Source organism: Oceanisphaera sp. W20_SRM_FM3 (genome assembly GCF_052119705.1).
Classification (GTDB): Bacteria; Pseudomonadota; Gammaproteobacteria; order Enterobacterales; family Aeromonadaceae; genus Oceanimonas.
In genome coordinates, this window is sequence record NZ_JBGQOP010000004.1 from 116,809 (window position 1) to 143,745 (window position 26,937).

General features: G+C 50.4%; 27 protein-coding genes and 2 tRNA genes. 16 read left to right on the top strand and 13 right to left on the bottom strand.

Annotation, left to right across the window (positions count from 1 at the left end):
• Nucleotides 1-17 precede the first annotated feature (17 nt).
• Entirely contained in the window at nt 18-380 is a 363-nt protein-coding gene (locus ACEN2G_RS03810) for a hypothetical protein (RefSeq protein ID WP_442020138.1), read from the top strand.
• 185 nt (nt 381-565) lie between these two features.
• On the opposite strand, the gene ACEN2G_RS03815 is transcribed toward ACEN2G_RS03810, so the two are convergent.
• Together ACEN2G_RS03815 and ACEN2G_RS03820 are read right to left on the bottom strand one after the other, a co-directional pair.
• Nucleotides 566-2,146, bottom strand: coding sequence for a methyl-accepting chemotaxis protein (locus ACEN2G_RS03815; RefSeq protein ID WP_442020139.1), 1,581 nt, complete (start codon nt 2,144-2,146; stop codon nt 566-568).
• 295 nt (nt 2,147-2,441) lie between these two features.
• Entirely contained in the window at nt 2,442-2,810 is a 369-nt protein-coding gene (locus ACEN2G_RS03820) for a diacylglycerol kinase (RefSeq protein ID WP_442020140.1), read from the bottom strand.
• 712 nt (nt 2,811-3,522) lie between these two features.
• Between ACEN2G_RS03820 and ACEN2G_RS03825 the strand changes: the two genes are divergently transcribed.
• On the top strand, nt 3,523-5,289 hold the full coding sequence (locus tag ACEN2G_RS03825) for a phosphoethanolamine transferase (RefSeq protein WP_442020141.1): 1,767 nt from the start codon (nt 3,523-3,525) through the stop codon (nt 5,287-5,289).
• Here ACEN2G_RS03825 and ACEN2G_RS03830 read toward each other — a convergent pair.
• The 4 genes from ACEN2G_RS03830 to ACEN2G_RS03845 all read right to left on the bottom strand — a co-directional run bounded on the left by ACEN2G_RS03830 (nt 5,261) and on the right by ACEN2G_RS03845 (nt 8,717).
• Nucleotides 5,261-6,544 (bottom strand): sensor histidine kinase, encoded by a 1,284-nt coding sequence (locus tag ACEN2G_RS03830; RefSeq protein WP_442020142.1) that lies wholly within the window; start codon nt 6,542-6,544, stop codon nt 5,261-5,263. The genes ACEN2G_RS03825 and ACEN2G_RS03830 overlap by 29 nt on opposite strands.
• Before the next feature lie 12 nt (nt 6,545-6,556).
• The gene (locus tag ACEN2G_RS03835; protein ID WP_442020143.1) at nt 6,557-7,243 is read right to left on the bottom strand and encodes a response regulator transcription factor; all 687 of its coding nucleotides are present in this window, start codon (nt 7,241-7,243) and stop codon (nt 6,557-6,559) included.
• Between the two features lie 49 nt (nt 7,244-7,292).
• On the bottom strand, nt 7,293-8,030 hold the full coding sequence (lpxH, locus tag ACEN2G_RS03840) for a UDP-2,3-diacylglucosamine diphosphatase (RefSeq protein ID WP_442020144.1): 738 nt from the start codon (nt 8,028-8,030) through the stop codon (nt 7,293-7,295).
• 189 nt (nt 8,031-8,219) lie between these two features.
• On the bottom strand, nt 8,220-8,717 hold the full coding sequence (locus ACEN2G_RS03845; RefSeq protein ID WP_442020145.1) for a peptidylprolyl isomerase: 498 nt from the start codon (nt 8,715-8,717) through the stop codon (nt 8,220-8,222).
• A gap of 161 nt (nt 8,718-8,878) precedes the next feature.
• Between ACEN2G_RS03845 and cysS the strand changes: the two genes are divergently transcribed.
• The 3 genes from cysS (at nt 8,879) to ACEN2G_RS03860 (ending at nt 11,498) form a co-directional block, all read left to right on the top strand.
• Nucleotides 8,879-10,261 carry a cysteine--tRNA ligase gene (gene cysS, locus ACEN2G_RS03850; protein WP_442020146.1) on the top strand — a complete coding sequence of 461 codons (1,383 nt, stop codon included), beginning with the start codon at nt 8,879-8,881 and terminating at the stop codon, nt 10,259-10,261.
• A 114-nt stretch (nt 10,262-10,375) separates the two neighbouring features.
• Nucleotides 10,376-10,828, top strand: a complete 453-nt coding sequence (locus ACEN2G_RS03855) for a hypothetical protein (RefSeq protein ID WP_442020147.1) — start codon at nt 10,376-10,378, stop codon at nt 10,826-10,828.
• Between the two features lie 304 nt (nt 10,829-11,132).
• A complete protein-coding gene (locus ACEN2G_RS03860) occupies nt 11,133-11,498 on the top strand; it encodes a hypothetical protein (RefSeq protein WP_442020148.1) in 366 nt (121 codons plus the stop codon).
• Nucleotides 11,499-11,579: 81 nt separating this feature from the next.
• Here the strand turns inward: ACEN2G_RS03860 and ACEN2G_RS03865 are convergent, their stop codons facing one another.
• On the bottom strand, nt 11,580-12,410 hold the full coding sequence (locus ACEN2G_RS03865; protein WP_442020149.1) for an ion transporter: 831 nt from the start codon (nt 12,408-12,410) through the stop codon (nt 11,580-11,582).
• Between the two features lie 85 nt (nt 12,411-12,495).
• Entirely contained in the window at nt 12,496-13,353 is an 858-nt protein-coding gene (gene folD / locus ACEN2G_RS03870) for a bifunctional methylenetetrahydrofolate dehydrogenase/methenyltetrahydrofolate cyclohydrolase FolD (protein ID WP_442020150.1), read from the bottom strand.
• A gap of 265 nt (nt 13,354-13,618) precedes the next feature.
• Here folD and ACEN2G_RS03875 point away from each other — a divergent pair.
• Nucleotides 13,619-13,695 (top strand) — tRNA-Arg (locus tag ACEN2G_RS03875).
• Between the two features lie 6 nt (nt 13,696-13,701).
• A tRNA-His gene (locus tag ACEN2G_RS03880) sits at nt 13,702-13,777 on the top strand.
• Between the two features lie 29 nt (nt 13,778-13,806).
• Here the strand turns inward: ACEN2G_RS03880 and ACEN2G_RS03885 are convergent.
• The 4 genes from ACEN2G_RS03885 to pspA all read right to left on the bottom strand — a co-directional run bounded on the left by ACEN2G_RS03885 (nt 13,807) and on the right by pspA (nt 16,043).
• Complete coding sequence (locus ACEN2G_RS03885) at nt 13,807-14,517, bottom strand: tellurite resistance TerB family protein (RefSeq protein WP_442020151.1); 711 nt, start codon at nt 14,515-14,517, stop codon at nt 13,807-13,809.
• Between the two features lie 211 nt (nt 14,518-14,728).
• A complete protein-coding gene (gene pspC / locus ACEN2G_RS03890; RefSeq protein WP_442020152.1) occupies nt 14,729-15,115 on the bottom strand; it encodes an envelope stress response membrane protein PspC in 387 nt (128 codons plus the stop codon).
• Complete coding sequence (gene pspB / locus ACEN2G_RS03895) at nt 15,100-15,333, bottom strand: envelope stress response membrane protein PspB (RefSeq protein WP_442020153.1); 234 nt, start codon at nt 15,331-15,333, stop codon at nt 15,100-15,102. The genes pspC and pspB overlap by 16 nt, the downstream gene beginning before the upstream one ends.
• Entirely contained in the window at nt 15,333-16,043 is a 711-nt protein-coding gene (gene pspA / locus ACEN2G_RS03900; protein WP_442020154.1) for a phage shock protein PspA, read from the bottom strand. The genes pspB and pspA overlap by 1 nt, the downstream gene beginning before the upstream one ends.
• A 284-nt stretch (nt 16,044-16,327) precedes the next feature.
• Between pspA and pspF the strand changes: the two genes are divergently transcribed.
• Genes pspF through ACEN2G_RS03930 form a run of 6 tightly spaced genes read left to right on the top strand, consistent with a single transcriptional unit; the run spans nt 16,328 to nt 22,825 of the window.
• Nucleotides 16,328-17,404: a phage shock protein operon transcriptional activator gene (gene pspF / locus ACEN2G_RS03905; RefSeq protein WP_442020155.1), complete on the top strand. Its 1,077-nt coding sequence runs from the start codon at nt 16,328-16,330 to the stop codon at nt 17,402-17,404.
• A 2-nt stretch (nt 17,405-17,406) separates the two neighbouring features.
• Entirely contained in the window at nt 17,407-19,074 is a 1,668-nt protein-coding gene (locus tag ACEN2G_RS03910) for an ABC transporter substrate-binding protein (RefSeq protein WP_442020156.1), read from the top strand.
• Between the two features lie 2 nt (nt 19,075-19,076).
• Nucleotides 19,077-20,039, top strand: coding sequence for an ABC transporter permease (locus tag ACEN2G_RS03915; RefSeq protein WP_442020157.1), 963 nt, complete (start codon nt 19,077-19,079; stop codon nt 20,037-20,039).
• Nucleotides 20,023-20,916 carry an ABC transporter permease subunit gene (locus tag ACEN2G_RS03920; protein WP_442020158.1) on the top strand — a complete coding sequence of 298 codons (894 nt, stop codon included), beginning with the start codon at nt 20,023-20,025 and terminating at the stop codon, nt 20,914-20,916. Before ACEN2G_RS03915 ends, ACEN2G_RS03920 begins: the two co-directional genes overlap by 17 nt.
• Nucleotides 20,916-21,938: a peptide ABC transporter ATP-binding protein gene (locus ACEN2G_RS03925; RefSeq protein ID WP_442020159.1), complete on the top strand. Its 1,023-nt coding sequence runs from the start codon at nt 20,916-20,918 to the stop codon at nt 21,936-21,938. Before ACEN2G_RS03920 ends, ACEN2G_RS03925 begins: the two co-directional genes overlap by 1 nt.
• A 56-nt stretch (nt 21,939-21,994) precedes the next feature.
• A complete protein-coding gene (locus tag ACEN2G_RS03930) occupies nt 21,995-22,825 on the top strand; it encodes a peptide ABC transporter ATP-binding protein (RefSeq protein ID WP_442020189.1) in 831 nt (276 codons plus the stop codon).
• 76 nt (nt 22,826-22,901) lie between these two features.
• Here ACEN2G_RS03930 and miaE read toward each other — a convergent pair whose 3' ends face one another.
• A complete protein-coding gene (gene miaE / locus ACEN2G_RS03935; protein WP_442020160.1) occupies nt 22,902-23,684 on the bottom strand; it encodes a tRNA isopentenyl-2-thiomethyl-A-37 hydroxylase MiaE in 783 nt (260 codons plus the stop codon).
• A 324-nt stretch (nt 23,685-24,008) separates the two neighbouring features.
• On the opposite strand from miaE, the gene rbsD reads away from it, so the two are divergent.
• The 3 genes from rbsD to rbsC are packed head-to-tail and all read left to right on the top strand — an operon-like array spanning nt 24,009 to nt 26,897.
• Complete coding sequence (rbsD, locus tag ACEN2G_RS03940) at nt 24,009-24,428, top strand: D-ribose pyranase (protein ID WP_442020161.1); 420 nt, start codon at nt 24,009-24,011, stop codon at nt 24,426-24,428.
• Nucleotides 24,429-24,435: 7 nt separating this feature from the next.
• Nucleotides 24,436-25,938 carry a ribose ABC transporter ATP-binding protein RbsA gene (gene rbsA / locus ACEN2G_RS03945; protein WP_442020162.1) on the top strand — a complete coding sequence of 501 codons (1,503 nt, stop codon included), beginning with the start codon at nt 24,436-24,438 and terminating at the stop codon, nt 25,936-25,938.
• The gene (rbsC, locus tag ACEN2G_RS03950; protein ID WP_442020190.1) at nt 25,938-26,897 is read left to right on the top strand and encodes a ribose ABC transporter permease; all 960 of its coding nucleotides are present in this window, start codon (nt 25,938-25,940) and stop codon (nt 26,895-26,897) included. Before rbsA ends, rbsC begins: the two co-directional genes overlap by 1 nt.
• The last annotated feature ends 40 nt before the right edge of the window (nt 26,898-26,937 follow it).

Here is a 26,937-nt window from a genome sequence, read left to right on the forward strand (position 1 = left end):
AGCCCAAGGATCCACTGATGAATAACAAGCACGCTTTTATCGTTTATGCGGGTGAACAAGAGCAAGGTCGCGTGTTTCATGCACTAACTCATGCGCTGCAAGCCCACGAGCGCGGCAATACCAGCGAGCTGTATTTTGCTGCCGAAGGTGCCGCTTGGCCGGGTTTACTGGCGAGCAGCGAGCATCCATTAAATACCTTATTTAGCAAACTGCAGGATTTGGGAGTGCTCCAAGGGGCCTGTGAAAGCTGCGTGATTGCTTTTGGTCATGAACAAAGTACCGGCCAAGTGGTGCCCATGATCAAAGGACCAGAATGCAGCTATGGTCAGATTGATATTTTAGGATTAGAAGACGAGGGTTACCGAGTCTGGCTGTTTTAACCAGCTGATTTAACTGCCATTAACCGCGTATGAAAAAGCTAGATTAAAGAAATTCACCGCTAACAGAGCGGCGTTTCTACTGCTACGTTCTCGTGATCCGTAAAAAAGCGCCGAGCGAGTTTGTCTAGCTCGGCGCTTTTCATTCGTAGTAAAAACTGCACATTGAAGTTAAGCGCTGATGGAAGTTAAGCGCTAGTGCGTTTATCCCAAAACTGGCGCGATAAATCACTTAACCCCTTGGTAAGTTGCACGACTTGCTCGCAACGTTCTTGGTTATCGTGGCCGCTTTGTACATGATGTTGCGCTGTGGTTTGAATACTATTAATGCTGTCATTGATTTCATCACTGACTTGGCGCTGCTGCTCCACTGCCGTGGCAATTTGCATATTCATCTGGCTAATGTCTTTTACCCGCTGGCCAATTTCTTCTAGCGCGCCGGCAGCCTGCTGGGCATGATTGACACTGTGCTGAGCCTGCTCACGGCTCTTCTCCATCACGGCCACCGCCTCTTTTGTGCCCTGCTGTAAGGCAGCAATCATAGTCTGAATATTGGCGGTCGACTCTTGGGTACGCCCTGCCAAATTTCGCACCTCATCAGCCACCACGGCAAAACCACGCCCTTGCTCACCGGCGCGCGCAGCTTCTATGGCGGCATTCAGTGCTAATAAATTAGTTTGCTCGGCAATGCCGCCTATCACCTCTAGGATCACAGATATATCTCGGCCGTGATCCTCAAGTTGATGGATCACATGCTCTGTTTGCTTAATATCCAGTGCAAGGGCAGCAATCGAAGTACTGGTTTGCGTGACTAACTGGCGACCACTGTCGGTGTCTGAGTCCGCTTGCTCGGCCGCCTGCGCGGCTTGTTGGGCGTTAGAAGACACTTCATGAATGCTGACCGACATTTGTTTAATGGCGGTGGCAATTTGCTCGGTTGCGCCCTGCTGATGGCGGGTATGCTGGTCACTGATTGTGAGCTCATCACTCAATTCATTGGTATGACCGCCCAGACGCTCGGCCATATCGGACAAACGGCCGAGCACGGCACCCGCTTCTGCCTGCGCCATGTGCAGCGCAAATTCTATTTGGCCCAGCTCATCCGCTCGCCCCGCATACACCTGCTGACTAACGGGATTATCTGCATAATCTTGCGCCTTAGCGGCCAAAGCACGCAGCCCGCCCAATAAGCGCCAATTTAATAGCCCAGCAGCCAATACGCCGCCCCCCGTCAGCACAGCCGTCTGCAGCACGGGTAAATCCATCCACCACAGTTGCGCCAATATAACGCACAGCAGCAGCAAACTATTGGTCAGCATTAAACGGCTACTCAAACTCAGGCGAGCAGCAGATAAGGACTTACCTTGCTGGAGTTGTTGATAAAGCCGTTCAGCATCCACTACTTGCTGTGGCTCAGGCTTAGTGCGCACCGACTGAAACTCGACCACTTCGCCTTGATGACGGATAGGCGTCACAAAGGCATTCACCCAATAATAATCGCCATTTTTACATCGGTTTTTAACCACGCCCATCCAAGAGTGGCCGGACTTTAAGGTGGCCCACATGTGCTTAAAGACCGAAGCCGGCATATCAGGATGGCGAATAATATTATGGGGCTGGCCTTTTAATTCCTGTTCTTTATAACCACTCAGCTCAACAAAGCTGTGATTCATATAAGTAATATGGCTGCTGGGAGAGGTAGTAGACAATATATTCACACCGTCTTGAAGTTCTACATTACGACCACTATCGCGCTTATTACTTTGCATTTTTGGTGTATTCCTTGTGATGGCATTATCTCTGTTATCTATTTACTTTCATGTAACAGAAGTTTCCTTGAGTTAGCATTTAAAACTCAACCATTATCCACTATAAAATGACAATTTTATTACGGCAGGAAACTATAGCACTGAATGTGGTTATTGCGCACAAAACAAACACCCAACAGCTATCAACTAACCAAAACCATGATACACATCAACAATACAGAGCCATCACAAAAAACCTGTGTTATTGATGTGTAATAAATAAGTAACTGATATTATTATTTTAATTTAGGGTGATTTAAAAAAAGTAATCAAAGCCGACTAAAGCCCAGGTTATTGCGACTAATACTAAAGCTAAAAAAACGGCGGCCGAGCCGATGTCTTTGGCGCGGCCCGATAATTCATGGTGCTCAGGGCCGATGCGGTCCACCACCGCCTCGATGGCGGAATTAACGAGCTCGACAATTAGCACCAAAAATAGGCTGGCGATAAGTAACGCTTTCGCCAATAAGCTTACTGGCCACAACAACGCCACCGGCAACAATATGATAAACAACCATGTCTCTTGGCGAAATGCCGCTTCATGGCGATACGCCGCTTTAAAACCCTGCATTGAATAGCCGCCGGCAGCTATGATGCGCGCTAATCCTGTTTTTCCTGGTTTCATAACATTAAGTTCCGTTTGTTTCATGTGGTAGTGTTTATTATTGGTATTTTTAACAGCCCTATTAACCGCCCGCATGGCCAATTTAGCAGCGCTAAAGACGCTGCAGTGAGGTGATTAATCAAGCATGAGATTAATCTCTGATTCATCCTTTTATTTTGCATTATCTGCCAGCGCAATCGAATCATTGGTCTGCGCTATTTTCAACTCAGGCACACGATACAAACCGCGATTATACGCCAAGCTGCCCCATGAGCACACACAAGGCGCATCCAAACTGGCCTTAGGTAATATTTGATTCGAATGATGTTATCCATCGCAATATCAGAGGCAAGATTATGAGATCTATGAAGTGAAAAAATAGTCAAAATATCGACTTTAGTTCATTACAGCCAACACTGAGTAACTAAAGTCTTAGTAACTACAGTCTTAGTAACTACAGTCTTGGTAAATAAAGTGTTGTCCTAAGGCTCAAGCTAAGTGGGGATATGTATAGCACTATCATGGAGCACACAGACCACATACCACACATGCCGTACACGGGCGGCATGCAGGCATGACATAACGGATATGGAGTAAAAAGCCGACTTAATCTATTGAGCGACACTGTATTGAGAAAAGTATTCGGCAGCCGTATCTTTTACCTTTTTTTGACCTGAGCAGGCCTAGTGTGGATTCACATTATAGACGTACTTCTACCTCTGGGAGCCTGTACATGGACTCATTAACCGAGCCTACAGCTGCAATAACACCGACGCCAACAGCAAACCAAAAAACCGAGAAAAGCAGTTTTTCACTGACGCCAGCGCGTTTGGTGTTCTTAGTGGCCTGTTATTTCTTTTTAGTACTAAATCTGGCCTTACTGGCCAAACTAGTGGGTATTCTGGAAAGCTTAAGTGACTTCAAGATAGGCTTTATGCTGACCATACCTGTGTTCTTCATTGCCTGCTTTACGATTATTTTCAGCCTACTCACGCCCTTTCGGCTCGAGAAATGGGTGCTGATACCCTTTATTATTTTGTCGGCCTTACTCAACTATGTGATGTTTCATTACGGCACCATAGTCGACCGCGACATGATAGTGAACGTGCTGGAAACCAATGCCGGCGAGGCAAAATCCTACTTCAACGCCAGTGCCGTGATCTGGTTTACTCTCACCGGCCTGCTGCCTGTGCTGCTGATCCTAAAGCTGTCCATTCGCCGCAGCACTGTATGGCGAGAGCTCGGCATTAAGCTGTTGTCTGTGGCGGTTTCATTATTGGTGATCCTGCTGATCGCCTTTTTCTATTACAAAGATTATGCCTCAGTGGGCCGCAATAATGACTACATCAAGAAGATGATCATTCCCACCCACTTTGCCCAAAGTCTGTATAACTATGTAGACGATACCTACCTCACCACGCCTGAGCCTTATCAAGTCTTAGGCGCAGACGCCACCCTATTACCTAAAACCCAGCGCACTCAAGCCAAAGTAACTCAAGCCAACGCAACAACTACCGAAGCCGCTCGTAAGCAGGTAATGGTGTTGATGGTCGGTGAGACGGCGCGCGCCGCTAACTTTCAACTCGGTGGCTATGAGCGTGAAACCAATGCCTTTACCACACCACTGGGCGTGACTTACTTTCAGGATATGACTTCCTGTGGCACGGCCACCGCCGTTTCTGTGCCTTGCATGTTTTCATATCAAACGCGCAAAGAATTTTCCGATGTTCAGGCCGCTAATCAGGACAACCTGATGGACATAGTGGCGCGTGCCGGTATCAAAACGGTGTGGGTAGAAAATGATGGTGGCTGCAAAGGAGCCTGTACGCGCACCGAGACCATAGAATTCAAACCCAATGCCGCCAATCCGGTGTGTGACGGGGATTATTGTCAGGATCAGGTGGTGCTGGAAGGCTTAAGCGAGCAGCTGAACAATATCACCGCCGACGCTGATCAGGCAGCCCCTATTCAAGCAGAACGCTACCTGATAGTGCTGCACATGGTGGGTAGCCATGGCCCTACTTACTACAAGCGCTACCCGAAGGAATTTGCCCATTTTCTGCCAGATTGTCAGCGCAGCGACATTCAAAATTGTGATGCCCGCCAGCTAAACAACACCTATGACAATACGATTTATTATTCCGATTACATTATTAGTCAGGTCATTAAGCAGTTACAAGCGCGTGACGATCTAGATACCGGTCTTTTATATGTGTCGGATCATGGCGAATCATTGGGTGAGTCCGGCCTGTATTTACATGGCATGCCGTACTCGCTGGCGCCCAAAGAGCAAACGCACATTCCTATGCTGACTTGGTTCTCTGGTGGCTTTGCGGCGGATAAACAGCTGGATGAAAGCTGCTTAGCGACACTGGCCAAGGACGAGGAGTATTCCCATGACAACCTGTTCGACTCCATGCTGGGTCTGCTGGATGTATCGACACAGATTTACCGACCGCAACTGGATATCTTCAGCAGCTGTCGTCAGCAGCGGACGTAAAATAAACCGTAACTTGTGTACCACTGGCGTGAGTGCCATCGGCAGCTGAGCTTGATAAGCACAGCCGCCAGCCTTGGTGCTCACAAATACGCGCTACTATGGCCAACCCCAACCCAAAGCCTTGTGGGTTGGCCACACTCACGCCTCGCTCTACCACTTTGGCTTGCAGCTCATCGCTGATACCTCTGCCCGTATCAGACACCCGCAGATAATCTGGCGTCACGTCCACCTCAATGCTGCCCGTAAGCGTGTGCTGTATGGCATTGCGCAAGAGGTTATTCAGCACAGCCACCATCATGCTCGTCGGCACTAACGGCACAGGCTCAACCGTATTTAAGCGCAAGGACAAACCACGGCTGGCCGCCAACGGTTGCCAATCGGCCAGTTGTGCTTTAGCCAACTCAACCAAGGAGCTGAGTGCGTTATTACCTGCCTGTGAGTCTGGGGTGCGCGACAACTGTAGAAACAGCTCAGTTTGCTGCTGCATTTGGCCAAGCGCACCATCGATGCGTTGCAATTGGCGTGCTATCTGCGATGAGGGCTCACTTTCCGCCAACATATCGAGGGCACCGCGGATCACCATCATACAGGTACGTAATTCATGGCTGGCATTGGCAGAGAATTGTTGCTCCCTCAGCAGCAATTCATTCACCCGCAACACGTAACGGTCAAAGATACGCGCCAACTGGCCGGTTTCATCATCGGGATAGTGGCCGGTCAAGTGGCTGCCAGGCTGCTCCGGCAAGTGGGCTACCTCTTGAGCTAAGCTTGCCATGGGTTTCAGTATTTGCAGGCTTAACCGCCGAGACAACACAAATCCTAACCACCAGATCAGCAATACCCCAAGACCGATGCCGGTAAACATGATCAGCTCATAGCGTTCAAATTCACTCTGATCTTGCACCAACACATGGATCCAGCCCGACTCATCGCGCACCAAGAGATTATAGGCTTTGTTGCCCAACAAGACTTCGTGGCCACCTTGGGGATAACCGCGAAAGGCCTCGGGTAGCAGCTGTTGATCGTTTTTCGCTAACTTATAATAGGTGGTATCCGTCATCGGCAGCACCAAAGGCTGTGGCTGCGCCTGATGTTCGTGTATGTGATCCGTAAGGTCACTTTGCAGATGGTTGTAAAACAAGGTGTCTTCAAACCAAAACACCAGCTGCACCATGCCCGCCGCCGCCAGCAGGCTGGTGGTGACGATCACCAAATTAAGTACCAGTTGCAGTCGGGCTTTAATGGTCAGGCGCATGGTTTTGTTCCTTTATTGCTCATTAGCCTGCGCCTTGGCGGCCAGACGATAGCCCTGACCGTGCATCGTTTGTAGCAGTGCTTCGCTAAAGGGTTTATCTAGCTGGTTGCGCAACAGATAAATGTGCGCCTTAAGGCCGTCGCTGTCTGGCGGATCATCGGCCCACAATTGGCTAATTAAGGTCTCTCGACTCACCACATTGGGTGCATGACGCATCAAAATTTCAAGCAGCTTCAAGCATTTGGGATTGAGATTGAGTAACTGCTGCTGTCGCGTTGCCTGACGCAAGTCAAGATCCAGCGTCACATCGGCCACCTTAAGCTGCCGCGCTTGCTGCTTTTGGGCGCGTTTTAGCACGGCTAAAATGCGCGACCACAATTCGGGCAAGGCGAAGGGTTTAACCAAGTAATCATCGGCGCCCACCTCAAAGCCGCTGAGTTTATCTTGCAAGGTATCACGAGCGGTTAACATCACCACCGGCAGCGGATTTTGCTCGGCGCGTAACTGAGCACACAGCGCCAAACCATCCAGCCCCGGCAATGATAAATCCAACACCAGCAAGTCATATTCGTGGCGGCGAGTCTGCTGCAGTGCTGCTGTACCGTTATAGAGCGCATCCACCACAGCGCCTTTTAAGGTCAGGTAATCCACTATATTGACCAGAATATCTGGGTTGTCTTCCACCACTAATATTCGCATCTGGGATCCTTAAACTTCATGTTCGCTCCTTACGCTTCATGTTCGCCGCTTACGTTTGAGGCAAGGCGCGATTTTGCAGCTCGACTCCAGTCGCACTCACCACCAAAATACTGCCTTGGGTGTACCAATCGCCGAGCACTATGCGCCGCGCCGACTCACCATTCACCATCAGTTGATGAATATCAGGCCTGTGGGTGTGGCCGTGGATCAGCGTGCGTACGCCATAGCGCTGCATCTGTCGCTCGACTTCTGCTTGGTTTACATCCATCACCTGCATCACCTTGCCCTCTTTGGCTGCGGCACTCTTGCTACGAATGCCGTCGGCAATGCCTAAGCGATAGCTCAAAGGTAAACGTAAAAATAGCCACTGCAACCAGCCCCAGCGAGTCACGCGTCGATAACGCTGGTAACCCGCATCGTCGATACACAAAGTATCGCCGTGCATAATAAGTGTACGCTCACCGTAAAGGTCGATGACTTTATGCTCCGGCAACAAGCTCATACCGGCGGCGCGGGCAAAACGTCGGCCCACCATAAAATCCCGATTGCCGTGAATAAAATACACGGGAGTGCCTTGTTGGCTACAGGCTAAAAAGGCTGCCGCTACCTCACCATTTAGGGCGCTGACTTCATCATCGCCGATAGAAAATTCAAACAAATCACCCAATACGTAGAGCGCATCCGCATCATGCGTATCTTCGCGCATAAAGCGTAGAAACGCCGCCGTCATATCGGGGCGCGAGGCACTGAGGTGCAAATCGGCAATAAAAAGCGTGGTGTTTTTCACTGAAGGCTCTTGTAATAAGAAAAAAGGGAACACCCATTAACTTAACGCTTGGCGAACAAGGGGAATCCGCGTAAGGGATAAGCATTAAGCTAATGGGGCTAAAAAAATGGCAGCCTAGGCCGCCATTATGGGTGCTACTTAGTAGAGCCGGTATCCAAACGTCATACCGTTCTCAGCACAAGCGGCGTTTTACTCGCTAACTGTAGTGCCTGTGATCACAACGTCTTCCACAGGCACGTCTTGATGCACATAACCGCGGGTGCCGGTGGCCACGCCTTTGATTTTATTAACCACGTCCATGCCTTCAACCACTTCACCAAACACGCAGTAGCCGTAGCCTTGAGTGGTAGCAGACTTGAAGTTCAAGAAGTCGTTGTCGCCTACGTTAATAAAAAATTGCGCAGACGCTGAGTGCGGCTCAGAAGTACGGGCCATGGCAACGGTACCAATCTTGTTCGATAAGCCATTGTCAGCTTCGTTTTTAACGGAGGCGCGGGTGGACTTTTCTTTAAAGTCGGCATCAAAACCGCCGCCTTGGATCATGAAACCGTCAATCACACGGTGAAACAAGACGCCGTCATAATGACCATCGCGGCAATATTGCAGAAAGTTAGCCACAGTTTCAGGGGCTTTGTCGGCAAACAAGTTCAATGTAATGTCGCCGTGGTTGGTGTGCAGAGTGACCATAATCAGATTCCAATATCAGATGAAAGAGTGTCAGCGCTCGATTTTAGCGCATACGCGCCCGATAGCGAACCCCCAAGCGTGCGCAAGGCTTGCACCTCTTTGTCATTAAAGGTTCAATAGTGGCGCTTTTATCCCTAATACTCTCACCAAGACGTGGAATCATGCTGAAAATCTACAATACCCTGACCCGACAAAAAGAAGAATTTACCCCTTTAATTCCCGGCAAGGTCGGCATGTATGTCTGTGGTGTCACCATTTATGACTTGTGCCACATTGGCCACGGCCGCACCTTTGTCGCCTTCGACGTAGTAACCCGCTACTTGCGCTACTTAGGCTATGACCTGACCTATGTGCGCAATATCACCGACATAGACGACAAGATCATCAAGCGTGCCGCCGAAAATGGCGAAAGCTGCGACACCTTAACCGAGCGCCTTACGGCCGATATGCACCAAGACTTTGATGCGCTGCAATTGGCCCGCCCCGATATAGAGCCCAAGGCCACCCAGCATATTCCCGAAATTATTCACATGGTGGAGCAATTGCTGGCAGACAAGCATGCCTATGTCGCCGACAGCGGTGATGTGTTGTTTGCGGTCAATAGCTTTGAAGATTACGGCAAACTCTCGGGCCAAAACCTGGAGCAACTGCAAGCCGGCGCACGGGTTGAAGTGGAGCACACCAAGCGTAATCCGCTCGACTTCGTATTGTGGAAGCAATCTAAACCCGGTGAGCCGAGCTGGCCGTCACCCTGGGGCTTAGGTCGCCCAGGCTGGCATATAGAGTGTTCGGCCATGAACGGCAAGCACTTAGGTAAGCACTTCGATATTCACGGCGGCGGCTCTGACTTACAGTTTCCCCATCATGAAAACGAAATTGCCCAAAGCTGCTGCGCCAACCACTCGCCTTATGTAAATACCTGGATGCATTCGGGCATGGTGATGGTGGATCAAGAAAAGATGTCTAAATCGCTCGGCAACTTTTTTACTATTCGCGATGTCTTGCAGCATTATGATGGCGAAACCGTGCGTTATTTCTTGTTGTCTGGCCATTATCGTAGCCAGCTAAATTATTCAGATGACAACTTAAACAAGGCGCATAGCGCGCTGGAACGCTTTTACACGGCGTTGCGTGGCTTACCGGACGCAGCCCCATTGGGTGGAGAGCAATTTGTGGCACACTTTGACGCCGCCATGAACGATGACTTTAATACCCCAGAAGCCTACGCGGCACTGTTTGACTTAGCGCGCGAGATCAACCGCGTAAAAGGTAAAGATCTGGCGGCGGCAGCCGGCTTGGGCGCTCAGTTACGTAAACTCGGCGCTGTGCTCGGCTTGCTCGGCCAAGATCCAGAAGCCTTCTTGCGCGGCGCCTCGTCGGACAATGATGACGAAGTGGCGGAAATTGAGCGATTGATCCAAGTACGCCTCGATGCCCGCACCAATAAAGACTGGGCGGCGGCAGATACGGCCCGTAATACGCTGACCGAAATGGGCATAGTGTTAGAAGATGGCGCAGACGGCACGCACTGGCGTCGAAAATAAGCGCAGCCAGCTAGGCGCCACTTTAAAAAAATAAAATAAGGCACCATAATTGGTGCCTTATTTTTAATTTACTAGCCGCAATTCACTATCGGCTAACAAAACAGGAGTTTTGCTATGCGCACTTTTGCTATGCGTACTCTCACTATTCGCTCACTCTTTAGCGCCCTACTGCTCGGATCCTTGCTGGGTCTGAGCGGCTGTGAGCCCAAAGGCCCCGCCGCTGATATTGGCGATAATATAAATCAAGTTAAAGATGAGGCGCCAGCAACCGAGGCCAACGCACCTGAACCCGCCACATCAGGGCAGTTAGAGCCTGTTAACTTGCCAGAGCAGCCAATACGACCGGTACGTGATCTACCGCTTGAGACAAAGCCAAGCGTCCCCGTAACCGACAACACAGTGCCCAGCACCAATAGTAATGCAGCCAATCCCGTTGATAGCAGCGAACAGGCGGAGGGCACAACACAGCAGCAGCCAGTCCAGCCGTCAGAATTGAATAATGTCGTTACTGAGGAAATCGATCAAAAATTGGATCAGATACTCAAAGAGACAAGCGACCAGCATTGATACACAGCACTGAGTTCATCACGGGCTAACTGTAGCCAAACGCACACTCGGTTTTGTCACGGTTTAAAGGTCGATATTTAACATGATCCGGACAAATCTTGACTCACTCAACCTAGATCTTGGCAGTTTCTTATGTCAGCCTGTGTCGTAATGACTTCTTAGTTATTGATATGCATACTTATTAAATAAATACACACTATTTAAATTTTTTAAAACTCTGTTGTTATATCGCGTTATGCGCTATTAATGATGTGTTAAACACTAACGTGACCTAGGTCACATTCAACACCTGCTAGGAGCTCTCATGAAAAAGTCTCTACTTAATATTTTGCTATTGTCTTCAGTTGCCGCCTTTGGCCTAACTGCCTGTGACAACAAAGGCCCTGCAGAAGCAGCAGGCGAGAAATTAGACTCATCTGTTGAGCAAGTACAAGAGCAAGCAAAAGATGCAGTTGACAACGCCAATGAAACTTTAGCCGTAGAAGAAAAAGGCACCATGGAAAAAGCGGGCGAAAAATTAGATGAAGCCGCTGCAGATGTAAAAGAAACTGCACAAGACGTTGCTGAAAGCGCCGGTGAGCAAGTAGAAAAAGCACAAGACGCTGTGGCCGATGCAGCTGCTGCCGCTGACAAAAAATTAGAAGAATTGAAAGCTGACGACAACAACTAATACTTGTTGTGAGCACCATAAAAAGGGAGCCTAGGCTCCCTTTTTATTTATTTCATATTTAATGGCGATTTAACTAACGCGTTAATTTTTTTTATCATCACTTGGAAATTCCATCTCGCCCCCGCAATATTTACAAAATTTCGCATCTCGCTCATGGCCGCCTTTATCGCATTGCGGGCAATGACGACTATCATATTCTCGGCGCAATTCTCGCCCCAGCTCAGCGCTAATAATGCCCGTAGGCACAGCAATAATGGCGTAGCCCATCAGCATAGTCACGGCAGCAATGCCCTGCCCGAGTGGTGTTTGCGGCGTTATATCACCAAAACCTACTGTGGTAATGGTCACTATCGCCCAATAAATACTGACCGGTATGCTAGTAAAACCATATTCAGGCCCTTCCACCACATATAACAAAGAGCCAAACAAGGTCACTAAAATAAATAAGCTACCGAAGAACACAGTTATTTTACGACGACTTTGATTTAGCGAGCGCAATAGCACATTAGCTTCATTAACGTAACGGATTAACTTTAAGATGCGCAGGATACGAAAGACGCGTATTAAGCGCACCATCAGTAAGAAACTTGCGCCTGGGATAAATACCACTAGATAAGAGGGCAGCACCGCCAGCATATCGGTTAAGCCGTAAAAGCTGCGTAAATAAGCCAGCCTATTTTGTGAGCAATAAATGCGTACTGCATATTCGAGGGTAAATAAAAGAGTAAAGGCCCACTCCAGCCCATAGAGTAAGGGGCCAATTTGGGCGCGAACTGCACTGATAGAGTCTAAAAACAACACGCCAATGGACAGCAGAATAACAACGATTAAAACAAGATCAAAACGGCGGCCTGCCGGAGTTTCGGTACCAAAGATAACTGTATAAAGCGTCTCTTTGCTGGGCCACTGCATGGTCTTTCCTTTTAAATCAGCCCTATAAAAGATAAGACTTTATAGGGGATAGAGCCTAAACCAAAAAATGTAGCGCTGCTGCATCTTATTGGTCGTGATAACGCTCACAGGCAATTAAGGTGTTTTCCATCAAGGAAGCCACCGTCATAGGGCCAACGCCACCGGGGACTGGCGTAATATAAGCGGCGCGCTCGGCGGCGGCTTCATATTCAACATCGCCCACTAAACGGCCATCGTCTAAGCGATTAATACCCACATCAATCACCACGGCACCGGGTTTAATCCAACTACCGGGAATAAAGCCAGGCTTGCCCACGGCCACCACTAACAAATCTGCCTCACCGACTTTTTTCTGTAAGTCTTCAGTAAAACGGTGGCAAGTGGTGGTCGTACAGCCCGCCAGTAACAGCTCGAGGGTCATGGGGCGACCCACAATATTAGAAGCCCCTACTACCACCGCATTTAAACCGTGAGTCTTAATGTGACTGCGCTCAATCAGCGTCATTATGCCTTTAGGCGTGCAAGGTCGCAGCGCTGGAATACGCTGCGCCAAACGGCCTATGTTATAGGGATGAAAACCGTCAACGTCTTTATGGGGGTGAATGCGCTCAATCACAGGCGTGCTGTCAATATGATTAGGCAGCGGTAATTGCACCAAGATACCGTCTATGGTGGCGTCATTATTCAGCTCATCGATCAAGGCCAGCAAGTGCTGTTCCGTGGTGTCTTTGGGCAAATCATAAGACTTAGAAATAAATCCTACCTCTTCACAAGCGCGGCGTTTGCTGCCCACGTACACTTGAGAAGCCGGATTGGCACCGACCAATATAACCGCCAGACCTGGGGCGCGTTTGCCGGCGCGAGCGCGTTCTGCGACACGTTCCGCTACCTGACTACGTACTGCCTGTGCTATCGCTTTTCCATCGATTATTTGAGCTGACATCTGCGTTGATTCTCACCTTTAAAAACCTGCGCCGATTGTCGCATTTTTTATCGGCTTAAGTAAGTAAACCGCCACCGCTTTCATGGCTAATAGCACACTTATACGGCTTAAGGCTTAATTAAACCTCCAAGGCACAGGGAATAAGATAAAGCCGTTGACCGCGCCGCGGCAAATAGGTATTATGCCGCCCCGTTACACCTTGATGTTATTTATCATGACATTAGGGGGAATGTAGCCTTAATTAAAAGTGAAAGTACAGTTTAACGCGCCCTTAGCTCAGTCGGATAGAGCACCCGCCTTCTAAGCGGGTGGCCGCAGGTTCGAATCCTGCAGGGCGCGCCATCTTTGGTGATCGTAGCTCAGTTGGTAGAGTCCCGGATTGTGATTCCGGTTGTCGCGGGTTCGAGCCCCGTCGGTCACCCCAAATTTTTTACCGTCTTACCCCCTCTTACGTTATACCTCAATCCCTTGTACTGCCTGCTGCTCAAGATGTGCGACCAGATCGGCTGGTAAGTTCAGCTTATGCGCCAACGCCTCCAAATATGCACGCTCAACGGCTTGATCGGGATCTATCACCAGTCTTGAGGCCAGATATAACTCTGCCGCTTGCTCGGTATTGGTCGCATGGCTTGCGATGTCAGCCAATGACGGCGTTGCCGATAGCATGTCAAACACCAAGGCCTTTTCTGATGCCGCTAAGCCCATCTCTTCAACTTGCGAAAATATGTGCGCCTGCTCGGCGTTGTCGATATGACCGTCTGCTTTTGCCGCCGCTATCATGGCGCTCATTAATGACAGCTGAAACGAGGTCTGTTCAATACCTTGGCTTTCCAGATGTGCGTCTCGCGCCTGTAAATCTGCACTGGTTGCGGCTTGTGTTTGAGCTGGGCTCTGATTTTGTTGCCAACTTTGATAGGCTTTAAATGCCATGGCACCCGCGGCGGCTAAGCCCGCGTACTTTAATGAGCCACCAGCCATATTGCGTCCGCTCTTACTGCCCATTAATAACCCTAAAATGCCGCCCGCCGCCGCGCCTTGGCCAAAGCCGGCGCCTTTAACCAAACGGCTGACTTGCGCTAATCCCGAATTTAAGCCTGAATTAGAGCCTGTGTTATTACCCGATTTATTACCCAAAAACTGACCGACTAATTTATCGATATTCATTACGTGATCCTCATTGGCTATCGTTGAATATAAAATGGCACATAAGTTGAGCATGCTCTGCCGTGCCGTGCCAAGACCTGCCGTGCCACGTTGCTCAACTATATTAGTATCGGCTAGATTAGCACCTAACTAGAGTGGCAGTGAGCTATCAAGGGCACGGTTAGCAGTCGTGCGTTTGAGTGTTACTCAGACGCTCAGTTAAGCGTACTGCTTATTGTTTATCCAGCTCATTAAATTCACGACGCACCCTAAACTCCGCCGAGGTCAGTAGGCGCTCCATGGTGACCACCCGCGTATTAAGGCTTTGTAAGCGGCTTTCTAGGCGGGTAAGCGCTTCATCGGCAGACAAACCCGACTGCCAACCGGCCGTTTTAATGTGGCTAGACTGAGTCTCAGGATCCGTCGGCTTATCATCGAGCAACAACCAAGCGGCAATGTAGAAGATCAGCGTCAAGAAACTGGTAAAAATCAGGCAAGTTACCGCCAGCACGCGCACCAGCCAAGGCTCAATGCCAAAGTGGCGAGCGATGCCTGCACAAACACCGCCTAATTTGCCATTGCGCTTATCGCGATACAGATTAATTAAGGTTGACGCCATTTTGGCACCTCCTGATCTAACAGCCGCTCTAAGGTAGCGACCCGTTCGGTGAGTTGCTCGGCTTGTGCCAGAGTTTGCTCTAAACGCTGCCTTGCCTGTTCATCGAGTCCCTGATCAAGGTAGCGCTTAGCCCGATAATGCAGCACTAACCAAATCGGCACCACCAGCAATAAAAATATTTTTAGCGGCCCCGATAAGGCATAAATGAGCTCAGACATTATTGCTCCTTATCCAGATCGGCGACGGTTTTTTCATGCTTTTTGGCACCCGCAGTAGCTGGATACATTTTAGCTTTTAATTTTTCCAGTTCGCGGCTAATGGCATCGTCTACTTCCAGCTCAGCAAAGGATTGGTCTAAGCCTTGCGCCTGAGTATAGATGTCGGCCTTGGCTTCTAACTCGTCAATTTTGCGCTCCATGCGTTCAAACTTATCAACCGCAGAGCTGGTTTCACTCACGCGCACTCGCTCTTGTACCTTAATACGACTTTGGGCGCTGCGCTCACGCAATTGCATAGCCTGCTGGCGAGCACGAGCATCCAATAACTTGGCTTCCAGCGCACTGATGGCTTCACTCAACTTATCGATACTCTCACTCACCACCTGCTGCTCACGCTGCAGGGCATGGAGTAAGTCTTGTTGTTTACTCTTTTCTAATAAAGCGGCGCGCGCCAAGTCTTCACGATCGCGACTTAACGCCAGCTCAGCCTTACCCTGCCACTCTGCCACTCGCTCTTGATGGCGTTCTGCGTGGCGTAATACTTCTTTTTTCTCGGCTAAAAAACGCGCTAAATTTGAGCGCTCACGCACTAGCTCATCTTCCATCTCTTGAATGATCAAGCGCACCATTTTTGCCGGATCTTCGGCCTTATCGAGAATAGAATTTAAGTTAGCGTTGACTATGTCGGCCAAACGGGAAAAAACACTCATATTGACTGCTCCTATTGATACGTAGTTGCCAGCCCGTAACAAAATGCGTGGCGTGGCATTGATAAAAACAAGGTCATGACACAAAAACCTCAAACTCAGTTTGATACTCGCGCCTGCCCTCGCTTGTTACTTGGGTAATACAAGTTACATGCCAACAGTACTCAACAAATAAACCATTGATAAATATAGATATTTAATTTTAAGCATTATGTTACATTTACCAACTCGGCGAATTTAACTAAAATCTGTATAAATTAACCAAAATGTATCGATAAATTTCAACTATGAAACCTGAATTAATCGGCCAATCCAACGCCCTGCTCGGAATACTGGAGCAAACTTACCAATTGGCGCAGTTAACTAAGCCGGTATTGGTCGTGGGTGAGCGCGGCACGGGCAAGGAGCTTATCGCCCACCGTTTGCATTATTTATCACAGCGTTGGCAGCAGCCTTTTGTATCGATAAATTGCGCCACCTTAGCCGACACCTTGCTCGAGAGTGAGCTGTTTGGCCATGAAGTAGGCTCCTTTACCGGTGCGCAAAAACGCCACTTAGGTCGCTTTGAGCGGGCAAATGGCGGCACTTTATTCTTAGATGAATTGGCCAGCACCAGCCTTAGGCTGCAAGAAAAGCTGCTGCGCGTTATCGAATACGGCGAATTCGAGCGCGTGGGTGGCAGCCAAGCGGTGCGCGTGGACGTGCGTTTGGTGTGCGCCAGCAATCAAGACTTACCCTCAATGGCAGAAAAAGGTGACTTTAGAGCCGATTTGCTTGATAGATTAGCCTTCGATGTGATTACATTGCCGCCCCTGCGTGCCCGGGGCCAAGATATTATTCAGTTGGCTGAGCATTTTGCGGTCAATTTTTGTATGGAGCTGGGCTGGCCGCTGTTCGCAGGTTTCAGTGCCCGCGTACGCCAGCATCTACTGGATTTTGGCTGGCCGGGTAATGTGCGGGAGCTAAAAAATGTCATTGAACGCAGCTTATATCGCCAAGGTCACGCCGATAAGGCACTAACGGTCTTGTATTTGGATCCCTTTGCCTCGCCTTGGCGACCCGCTAGCATGACACGTGTTAGCCCTTTGGATGGCCAAGTAATAGATAGCCAAGTACAAGTTAGACAGACAATCGCAGGCTCAGCCGTCGAGAGTCCCCCCAGCCCATTAGTGTTGCCACAGGACTTAAAGGCACACTTGGCACAACAAGAATTAGCTTGGCTGCGCGCCGCCTTAAGCCAAAGCCATTATCAACAACGTCAAGCGGCCGAGTTATTAGGTTTGAGTTATCATCAGCTACGGGGTTTGCTGCGCAAACATGCCCCACATCTGTCTCACGACGAACGGCGACACGACAAGGATTAAGCATGCGTTTATGGCTCTGGGCACTGTTACCTACTTTGCTATTGGCTGGGTGCAATGAAAAAGACGCGAACTTAGCGCACAATAGCCTCTTATATTGCACGGCCAGCAGTCCGTTAAGCTTTAATCCGCAGCTGGTTATCTCCACCGAAACCCTAGACGCCACCGCGCATCAGATCTATGACCGTTTGTTGGCGCTAGACCCCGTTAGCCAAGCCGTCGTCCCCGCCTTAGCCAGCCAGTGGCAGCGCAGTGAGGATGGCTTGCGCTACCGTTTTCGTTTGCAGCCCAATATTCGCTTTCATCACACCGACGGGTTTAGCCCAACTCGGGCGCTAACCGCCGACGATGTGGTGTTTAGCTTTACCCGTATTACCGACTCCCAACATCCTTATCATCAAATCAGTGGCGGCCGTTATCCCTTTTTTAACGCCATCAACTGGGCGCAGCTGGTTCAGCAGGTACGCGCGATAGACGAGCATGAAGTCGAATTTGTGCTTAATTATGCCGATGCGGATTTTTTATATTATTTAGCCAGTGATTATGCGGTGATCTTATCTGCCGAATACGGCGCCCAGTTACTGGCCGCCAACACGCCACAACTGCTAGATCAAAAACCCATTGGCACAGGCCCTTTCTTCTTAAGTTTTTATCGCCCAGACGAATTTATTCGTTATCTACGCCATCCTCATTATTGGCAAACGGGCAGCAACTTAAATCAATTGGTGTTTGATATCACGCCTAGATCTTCCAAGCGCCTAGCCAAATTATTAGCCGGTGAATGTGATGCCATGGCCAACCCCGCCGCCAGCCAGCTAGACGTGATCCAAAACCATACTGATTTAGCGCTCAGTGCCGCCGCCGGCATCAACACCTCGGTATTAGCGCTCAACACTCAAAAACCACCTTTTAATGACATAAGAGTACGTAAAGCCATTAGCCTTGTGATCAATAAAGACAACATAGTGCAGGCTGTGTACTTTGGCCGCGCAACCCAAGCCGATAGCCTATTGCCCCCCGCCTTATGGCAGCAGCCAGCTCAGGCGGCAGAAGATACGCCCCCCGCGTTTCCCTCTGAAATGCAAACGACGGAAAACCACTTTGATCGCCACCACGACTACGAGCAAAATTTAGCAATGGCACGCCAACTAATGGCAGAAGCGGGTTTAAGTGCGGGTGTTAAGATGACGATCTTGATGCCGGCGGGCTCCCGTACTTATAATCCCGATGGCCTAAAAACGGGCCAATTGTTGCAGCAACAATTAGCTCCCTTAGGCATCAAGCTCACCCTACGGGCCTTAGACGAACAAATTTTGTTCACCACATTACTCACCGGCCAGCACGATGCGGTATTGACCGGCTGGTCCGCCGATATTCCCAGCCCCGACAATATATTACGCAACTTACTGAGCTGTCGCGCCATTAGTGCCGGCACGAATGCCAGCCGTTGGTGCAACTCCGCTTTTGATGCCGAATTAAACTTAGCGCTCGTAGATACTGAGCTTGCTCACCGCCAAGCCTATTACCAGGCGGCACAATATTTGGCTGACCTTGATGTCGCCTTGATCCCCTTGGCACACAGTCAACGGCGCTTGTCTTATCGACGCTCAGTCTCTGGCTTGCAACTCTTGCCTTACGGCGGCGTTAACTTTCAGCTGTCAGAAAAGGAATAAGCATGCTGCTTTATTTATTGCGTCGGTTCGCGCTACTGCTCAGCACGCTCTTGATGTTAACGCTGGTCGCCTATGCGCTGGAATTTCAGCTGCAAGGTGCGCCGCAGGCTAACTTTATCGACGGTTATGGCCAGTTTATCAGCCAGCTGGCTGCCGGTGACTTTGGGGTATCGAGTGTATCTGGCTTGCCGATACTGGGGGCATTAGGCCAATACTTTCCCGCTACCTTAGAGTTGTGCTTGGCGGCCTTTATTATCTCGTTACTGGTGGGTGTGCCAGCGGGCACCTGGGCGGCGCTGCATTTAAATCGCTGGCAAGATGCCACGATTTTAACCGGCACCTTAATCGGTTATTCGGTACCTGTATTTTGGTTAGGCATACTGCTGGTGACGTTTTTTTCACTTAATTTAGGTTGGCTGCCTGTCTCTGGCCAGCTGAGTTTGCTCTATGATACCCAGCAGGTAACCGGCATCATGACCATAGATACCTTACTCACCGACTCTCCCTATCGCTGGCCGGCCTTTTTTGATGCACTGAGCCACTTAGTGCTACCCGCCTTGGTGCTCGCCATAGTACCGACCACAGAAGTGATCCGCCAAATTCGCAGTGCGCTGCTAGACGTGCTCAAGCAAAACTATATTCGCGCCGCACTCACCAAAGGCTTAAGCGAAAATTACGTGATTTTACGCCACGGCCTGCGTAATGCTTTTCCCATGGCCATTCCCACCCTCGGCTTGCAGTTTGGCACTGTGCTGACCTCGGCCATTATGACAGAAGTGGTGTTTGACTGGCCGGGCTTAGGCCGCTGGTTGATCACCAGCATTGCCTTGCAAGATTATGCCGCCATCAAGGGCGGCACCTTGGCCATCGCGACCTTCACCATAGTCGCCAGCGCCACCATAGAGGTGCTATCAACCTTGATATACCCCGCGAGAAGGAGAGCCATTTATGCCAGTCAGGGGTAATATTTATCCAGAAGTGCACATACGCTCTCCCCGAGAGCAAACGTGGGCGGTATTTAGGCGCAATATGCTCGCCATGGTTGGTTTATGGGGCTTAGGCTTGTTGTCTTTGTTAACCCTGCTCGCTCCTTGGCTCGCGCCATACACGGCCACGGCTCAATTTAGCGACACCTTGTTGATGCCCCCCTCTTGGGCTGCGAATGGCAACATCGACTTTTTTTTAGGCACAGATGACTTAGGGCGCGATTTATTATCGCGCCTCATCTATGGCACCCGCCTCACCTTTGGCAATGGGGTACTCTGCGTATTGGTGGCACTTTTAGTGGGCGGGGGTATCGGTATTATCGCCGGCATGAGTAGGGGCTATCGGGCCAGCCTGCTCAATCATTTACTGGATACCTTCTTATCGATTCCCTCTTTATTACTGGCGATTATCTTGGTCGCTATTTTAGGGCCCAGTCTACTCAATACCTTGATTGCCATTACCTTAGCGCTCACACCGCAATTTACCCGCGCCATCTACAATGCGGTGTCGAACGAGATGCAAAAAGAATACCTGACCGCCTTGCGCTTAGATGGCGGCACCCGCTGGCACATGTTGCGCTATGGGGTGCTGCCAAACTTAAGTGACACTATCGTCAGCCAAACCACCCGCGGTTTATCTGTGGCTATTTTAGATATTACTGCGGTCGGTTTTTTAGGGTTAGGCGCGCAGCCACCCAAACCAGAGTGGGGCACCATGCTGGCCGATGCCATGGAGTTGGTCTATATCGCGCCTTGGACGGTTGCCTTGCCGGGCTTGGCCATTTTGACTTCGGTGTTGGTGGTAAACATGGTAGGCGAAGGGCTACGCCAAGCGATTAATGAGGTAATGGACTGATGGCGCTACTCGACATTCGCAATCTCACCATAGAAATTGAGACGCCCCAAGGCTGGGTAAAGGCGGTGGATAAATTTAATTTAACGCTTAGCAACGGAGAAATACGGGGGCTAGTCGGTGAGTCGGGATCGGGTAAGAGCTTAGTGGCAGAAACCATAGTCGGCATTGCTAAAGAGACTTGGCATGTTACGGCCGATCGCCTGCACTTTGATAATATCGACCTCTTGAGTCTAGCGCCCGCCGAGCGGCGGCGCATCATGGGCCGAGATATCGCCATGGTGTTTCAAGAGCCGTCTAGCTGTTTAGATCCGTCAGAAAAAATCGGCGCTCAGCTGAAAGAAGCCATGCCCGACCGCCAAACCGGTAAAAGTGGTGTTTGGTGGCAGCGCTGGCATTGGAAACATTGGAACTGGCGTTATAAAGAAGCCCTGTCTTTACTACACAGGGTGGGCATTCGCGACTCACGAGCCGTGATCAACGCTTATCCGTTTGAGCTATCAGAAGGCGAATGTCAGAAGGTGATGATTGCCATGGCCATCGCCAACCAGCCCCGACTTTTGATTGCCGATGAGCCGACCAATGCGCTAGAGGCATCTAATCAGGCGCAAATTTTACGCCAGCTAGAGCGGATAAATAAACTGTCGGGAACGACTATCCTATTAATCAGTAACGATCTCACCGCCTTTGCCCAACTCACCAATAACATTACCGTTATGTATTGTGGCCAAGCGGTGGAGTCTGGCAGTCGCGAGCAAGTGCTTACCACACCGCACCATCCTTATACGGCGGCCCTATTACAGATGATGCCAGACTTAGATGGCAGCTTGCCTCATAAGGCGCGGTTAAACACCTTACCCGGCGCCATACCGCCCCTACAAAGCTTGCCCATTGGCTGTCGCTTAGGGCCTCGCTGCCCTAACGCCCAGAAAAAATGCGTACAAACACCGCCACTTGCCAAATACAAGGGGCAGAGTTATTACTGCCACTTTCCGCTGAATATGCCGGAGCCTAAGACGAAATGAGCCAAGCATCTAACGACCTAAGCCCGCTAGAGCGCGCACCCATCAGCCAAAGCTGGATGGATCAAGTGCAACCTAAACCCACCACCGGCAGCCAAGTGCCCTTGTTGAAGGTGGATAATCTTAGCCGCAGTTTCGTCACCCACAGCCGTTTTTTTCGCAAAGTCAGCAAATTTGCCTTCCATCCCTTGTCGTTTACCCTAGACCGTGGCCAAACGTTGGCCATTATGGGCGACTCCGGCTCCGGCAAAAGCACGCTGGCCAAAGTATTAGCCGGCGTAATGCCGCCGACTCAGGGTAATATCTATATCGATGGTGACAAAATTGAGCCTGGTGATGACAAAAAACGCTGCCAGCTAATGCGCATGATTTTTCAAGACCCGAATACCTCGCTCAATCCACGTAGCCATATTGGCAAAATTTTAGAGATGCCACTTAGTCTGAATACCACGCTCGATGCAGCTCAGCGCCATGAACTGGTACTAGATACATTACGCATGGTGGGTTTATTGCCGGATCACTATCATTTTTACCCGCAAATGATCTCCACCGGCCAAAAACAGCGGGTGGCATTAGCGCGAGCTTTGATCTTATCGCCCAATATTATCGTGGCCGATGAAGCCATTTCTAATCTGGATATTTCAGTGCGCTCGCAAATCATCAATCTGTTGCTCAGCCTGCAAACGCGTTTAGGATTGTCTTACGTATTTGTCGCCAATGATTTAGGCGTGGTCCGCCACATCAGCGATCAGGTTATTTTATTACACGACGGCCAAGTCGTTGAAGCCGGCCCCACCCAAAAAGTATTAAACAATCCGCAAAGCGAGCAAGGCCATAGATTGTTGCAAAACTACCACAACGAATACCGCTGGCGGCCAAACGAGCAGTGATGTGAAACGAAGGTGTGAGGTAAAAATAGTGCAAAGTGCCAAACTCCGAAATATAAGCTGGCACTTAACATTGCTCTTATAACGGGCAACCGCTGTGAAACTTAAAGTCCGCATCCGGAGATTGGATCAACTCAGCTTCAAGCTCTCGAAACAAGGCCACACGGTCTGAAATATCCTGACCGGTGATTTGCTGGGCCAACGCCAAATAATCTTGGTAATGCCGCGCTTCGGAGCGCAGCAATGAGACATAGAACTTACCGATTTTAGGCGGGAGATGTGGGGCCAGCTTGGCGAACCGCTCGCAAGAACGCGCCTCAATAAAGGCACAAACGATAAGCTTATCTACCAGGGCTTCTGGCTCAAAGGTTCTGACTTTTTTTAGCATCATCTTGGCATAGCGTGAAGCAGGTATTGGATCGTACTTAATCTGGTTTTCTTCAATAATTTCTAGCACTTGATAGAAATGGTGCAGCTCTTCTCTGATCAGTAACACCATCTTATCAATCATATCTTGCCCATAAGCGCAATCTGGACGGGCTTTGATTAACTTTGATAATACGTTCTTGCCCTTCAAGGTCTCTAAGCACCCCACTCGGGTATAAGCAAACTGCTCATAGGGTTCAATCATCTTAGAGATATCATTAATGCCCTCTGGTGTTAGCGCATAACGCTTTAGCAAAAACATGGCACTTTGCGCGGCTTTTAATTCACAGAGTAAATGGTCACGTAAAATGAGGCTTAAGTTTTCGGGCCGCTTGGCTTGTTCGAGCCAAGCGTCAGGAGTTTCGCAGCGTAAAAAAGCGTGGATCGGCGCCAGCAAGGCAGCAAATTCAGAATCGAGGGAAGGGATGTGCAGCATAAGTACCTGTACTGAGCTCAGTGGCAGAATAGATATAATGCGCTATTTTAACATTAAGTCGCCTTGGCTGCTCTTGCTGTGCACCTTACTTTTATCCTAATCCCGACTCTGTGCCACTAATCTTGGCTCTGGCTGGCGCTCTTTTTTGCCATACACCAAGTGTGCGACTGACTTTTTTGATCCAGTTCTCATTTTTATCATTATAGGTACACAAAAAACGGATTTTTTGTCTACAATCGCCATCGAATCGATTGCGTAACCGTTTCGCTTGTCGTATTTGGTTAAATTTCTAGAGCCAAAAGACTCTCAAACAAGGCGAATTTTGTGAAAAAAACCACCTTACTCAACAGCCATTTATCGGCACTGGTCGCCACTGTCGGCCATACTGATGACATAGTGCTGGCCGATGCCGGCTTGCCCATACCTGCAGGCCCCCAGCGTATCGACCTGGCCGTGAGCCCGGGATTACCGGGACTACTGCCGGTATTTGACGCCGTATTGACCGAGCTGCAGCTGGAAGGCGTCATCTTGGCGCAAGAGATAGCCACCGCCAGCCCAGAGCTGCATCAGCAGTTATTGGCGCGTATTACCGAAGCCGGGATCGCCCAGGGTAAAGACATTGCGGTGAGCTATATCAGCCACGAGCAATTCAAGCAAGATACCGCGCAGGCCAAAGCCGTGGTCCGCACCGGCGAATGCACCCCTTACGCCAATCTGATATTGCGCTGCGGCGTGCCTTTTTGAGGTGAACATGCAACCCATACTGTCCCTGACGGGCATAGACAAGGCGTTTCCCGGTGTGAAGGCGCTGGAGCAAGCCGGGCTTAACGTGTACCCGGGCCAGGTAATGGCGCTGATGGGCGAAAACGGCGCCGGCAAATCCACCATGATGAAGGTGCTGACCGGTATTTATCAGCCGGACGCGGGCAGCATTGTCTACCGTGGTCAGCCCTGTCGTTTCAAAGGCCCCCGAGACTCGCAACAGGCGGGCATTGGCATTATTCACCAGGAGCTGAACCTGCTGGATGAGCTGACCATAGCCGAGAATATTTTTCTTGGCCGAGAGCCGGTGAATGCGGTTGGCAAAATCAACTGGACCCAGCTGTATGCCGATGCTCAGGTGTTGCTTGATCGGCTGCAAATTCGCCAGTCTCCCCGCACCCGACTGGGTGACTTGAGCATTGGCGCCCAGCAAATGGTGGAAATTGCCAAGGCGTTGTCGTTCAAAGCCGATGTCATCATTATGGATGAACCCACGGACGCCCTGACCGACACCGAAACCCAGGCCTTGTTTCGCGTGATTGAAGAGCTGCGCGCCGACGGATGCGCCATGGTGTATATCTCGCATCGGTTGCAGGAAATTTTCGATATTTGCGATCGCGTGACCGTGTTGCGCGATGGCAAATGGATTGCCGAAGCCGCCGTAAGCGACCTTGATGAAGATCGCCTGATTGAGATGATGGTCGGCCGTAAACTGGAAGAGCAATATCCGCGAATTGCGGTGTCGCAGGGGTTGGAAGTGCTCAAGGTCGAGAAGTTATGCGCGCTGGGCATCAGTGATGTGAGCTTCAATTTGCATCAGGGTGAAATTCTCGGATTTTCCGGCCTGATGGGCGCCGGACGTACCGAGCTGGTGAAAGCCCTCTACGGTGCCGAGCCGCGTACCGGGGGCAAGGTGTGGCTGTCGGGCAAGCCCTATGCAGCCACCCATCCCCAGCAAGGACTGGCCGCCGGCATTGCCTATATTTCGGAAGATCGCAAAGGCGATGGCCTGATTCTGGATCTCTCGGTCAAAATCAACATGAGCCTGTCGGCCTTGGCCGAGTACAGCCGTGGCCCTCAGCTGGATCACCATGCCGAGCGCAGCGCGGTAGACGAGTTCATTAATCTGTTCAAAATCCGTACCCCGGGGCGCGAGCAACTGATTGGTAACCTGTCCGGTGGCAACCAGCAAAAAGTCGCCATTGCCAAGGGGCTGATGACCCGTCCCAAGGTACTGATCCTGGATGAACCGACCCGCGGTGTCGATGTGGGCGCGAAAAAGGAAATCTATCAGCTGATCAACCGTTTTAAACAACAAGGTATGGCCATTATTCTGGTGTCCTCCGATATGCCGGAAGTACTGGGCATGAGTGACCGCATCATGGTGATGCACGAAGGGCGTATTAACGGTGAATTTAACGCCACCACCGCAACTCAAGAACAACTGCTGGCCGCGGCCGTCGGTAAAACCCACCAAAAGGAACAAGCATGATGACGACCGCCAATAACCGCCGCTGGTTCAGCAAGGAGTGGCTGATTGCCCAAAAATCATTGATCGCCCTGCTGGTGCTGATTGCCGTGGTGTCGGCCCTGAACCCGAACTTTTTTACCGTCGACAACCTGCTCAATATTTTGCGCCAGACCTCGGTGAACGCCATTATTGCCGTGGGCATGACCCTGGTGATCCTCACCGCCGGCATCGATTTGAGTGTGGGATCTGTGCTGGCATTATGCGGGGCCTTTGCCGCCAGCATGGTGTCGATGGAATTGTCCATTTTCATCACCCTGCCGGCGGTGTTGCTGGCAGGCTTTGTTCTGGGTAGCTTCAGTGGCCTGATTGTGGCGAAAGGCCGAGTGCAGGCCTTTATTGCCACCCTGGTGACCATGACCCTGCTGCGTGGCGTGACCATGGTATATACCGAAGGTCGCCCCATTTCCACCGGCTTTACCGATGCTGGAGATGTGTTTGCCTGGTTTGGTACCGGCTATGTGTTTGGCATTCCGGTGCCGGTATGGTTAATGGCCATGACCTTTCTTGGCGCCTGGTATCTGCTTAACCACACCCGCTTTGGCCGCTATATTTATGCGGTGGGTGGCAACGAGGCTGCCGCTCGCCTGTCGGGCATCAATGTAGCCCGGGTAAAAATGGGCGTGTATGCCATTTGTGGCATGCTGTCGGCACTGGCCGCCATTATCGTCACCAGCCGCCTGTCTTCGGCCCAACCCACCGCCGGTACCAGCTACGAGCTGGACGCCATTGCCGCCGTGGTATTGGGGGGCACCAGCCTGGCCGGTGGCAAGGGAGCCATTATGGGCACCCTGATTGGCGCCCTGATTATCGGCTTCTTGAACAATGCCCTGAACCTGCTGGACGTGTCGTCTTATTACCAGATGATCGCCAAGGCGACCGTTATTCTGCTGGCCGTGCTGGTCGACAATAAACACAAGTAATGTGATGGGTTCTGTGGTCGGCTTGCTTAAAGATAAAGAT

Bases quoted from the DNA above. Each gene is read 5' to 3' on its own strand.
- rbsC (WP_442020190.1), top strand. From the start codon at position 25,938: ATGACGACCGCCAATAACCGCCGCTGGTTCAGCAAGGAGTGGCTGATT.
- ACEN2G_RS03885 (WP_442020151.1), bottom strand. From the start codon at position 14,517: ATGAATATCGATAAATTAGTCGGTCAGTTTTTGGGTAATAAATCGGGT.
- ACEN2G_RS03845 (WP_442020145.1), bottom strand. From the start codon at position 8,717: ATGGTCACTCTGCACACCAACCACGGCGACATTACATTGAACTTGTTT.
- ACEN2G_RS03865 (WP_442020149.1), bottom strand. From the start codon at position 12,410: ATGCAGTGGCCCAGCAAAGAGACGCTTTATACAGTTATCTTTGGTACC.
- ACEN2G_RS03915 (WP_442020157.1), top strand. From the start codon at position 19,077: ATGCTGCTTTATTTATTGCGTCGGTTCGCGCTACTGCTCAGCACGCTC.
- ACEN2G_RS03930 (WP_442020189.1), top strand. From the start codon at position 21,995: ATGGATCAAGTGCAACCTAAACCCACCACCGGCAGCCAAGTGCCCTTG.
- ACEN2G_RS03820 (WP_442020140.1), bottom strand. From the start codon at position 2,810: ATGAAACCAGGAAAAACAGGATTAGCGCGCATCATAGCTGCCGGCGGC.
- ACEN2G_RS03810 (WP_442020138.1), top strand. From the start codon at position 18: ATGAATAACAAGCACGCTTTTATCGTTTATGCGGGTGAACAAGAGCAA.
- ACEN2G_RS03855 (WP_442020147.1), top strand. From the start codon at position 10,376: ATGCGCACTTTTGCTATGCGTACTCTCACTATTCGCTCACTCTTTAGC.
- ACEN2G_RS03835 (WP_442020143.1), bottom strand. From the start codon at position 7,243: ATGCGAATATTAGTGGTGGAAGACAACCCAGATATTCTGGTCAATATA.
- ACEN2G_RS03910 (WP_442020156.1), top strand. From the start codon at position 17,407: ATGCGTTTATGGCTCTGGGCACTGTTACCTACTTTGCTATTGGCTGGG.
- ACEN2G_RS03825 (WP_442020141.1), top strand. From the start codon at position 3,523: ATGGACTCATTAACCGAGCCTACAGCTGCAATAACACCGACGCCAACA.
- ACEN2G_RS03815 (WP_442020139.1), bottom strand. From the start codon at position 2,146: ATGCAAAGTAATAAGCGCGATAGTGGTCGTAATGTAGAACTTCAAGAC.
- pspB (WP_442020153.1), bottom strand. From the start codon at position 15,333: ATGTCTGAGCTCATTTATGCCTTATCGGGGCCGCTAAAAATATTTTTA.
- cysS (WP_442020146.1), top strand. From the start codon at position 8,879: ATGCTGAAAATCTACAATACCCTGACCCGACAAAAAGAAGAATTTACC.
- folD (WP_442020150.1), bottom strand. From the start codon at position 13,353: ATGTCAGCTCAAATAATCGATGGAAAAGCGATAGCACAGGCAGTACGT.
- pspA (WP_442020154.1), bottom strand. From the start codon at position 16,043: ATGAGTGTTTTTTCCCGTTTGGCCGACATAGTCAACGCTAACTTAAAT.
- pspF (WP_442020155.1), top strand. From the start codon at position 16,328: ATGAAACCTGAATTAATCGGCCAATCCAACGCCCTGCTCGGAATACTG.
- pspC (WP_442020152.1), bottom strand. From the start codon at position 15,115: ATGGCGTCAACCTTAATTAATCTGTATCGCGATAAGCGCAATGGCAAA.
- rbsA (WP_442020162.1), top strand. From the start codon at position 24,436: ATGCAACCCATACTGTCCCTGACGGGCATAGACAAGGCGTTTCCCGGT.
- ACEN2G_RS03920 (WP_442020158.1), top strand. From the start codon at position 20,023: ATGCCAGTCAGGGGTAATATTTATCCAGAAGTGCACATACGCTCTCCC.
- ACEN2G_RS03830 (WP_442020142.1), bottom strand. From the start codon at position 6,544: ATGCGCCTGACCATTAAAGCCCGACTGCAACTGGTACTTAATTTGGTG.
- miaE (WP_442020160.1), bottom strand. From the start codon at position 23,684: ATGCTGCACATCCCTTCCCTCGATTCTGAATTTGCTGCCTTGCTGGCG.
- ACEN2G_RS03925 (WP_442020159.1), top strand. From the start codon at position 20,916: ATGGCGCTACTCGACATTCGCAATCTCACCATAGAAATTGAGACGCCC.
- ACEN2G_RS03860 (WP_442020148.1), top strand. From the start codon at position 11,133: ATGAAAAAGTCTCTACTTAATATTTTGCTATTGTCTTCAGTTGCCGCC.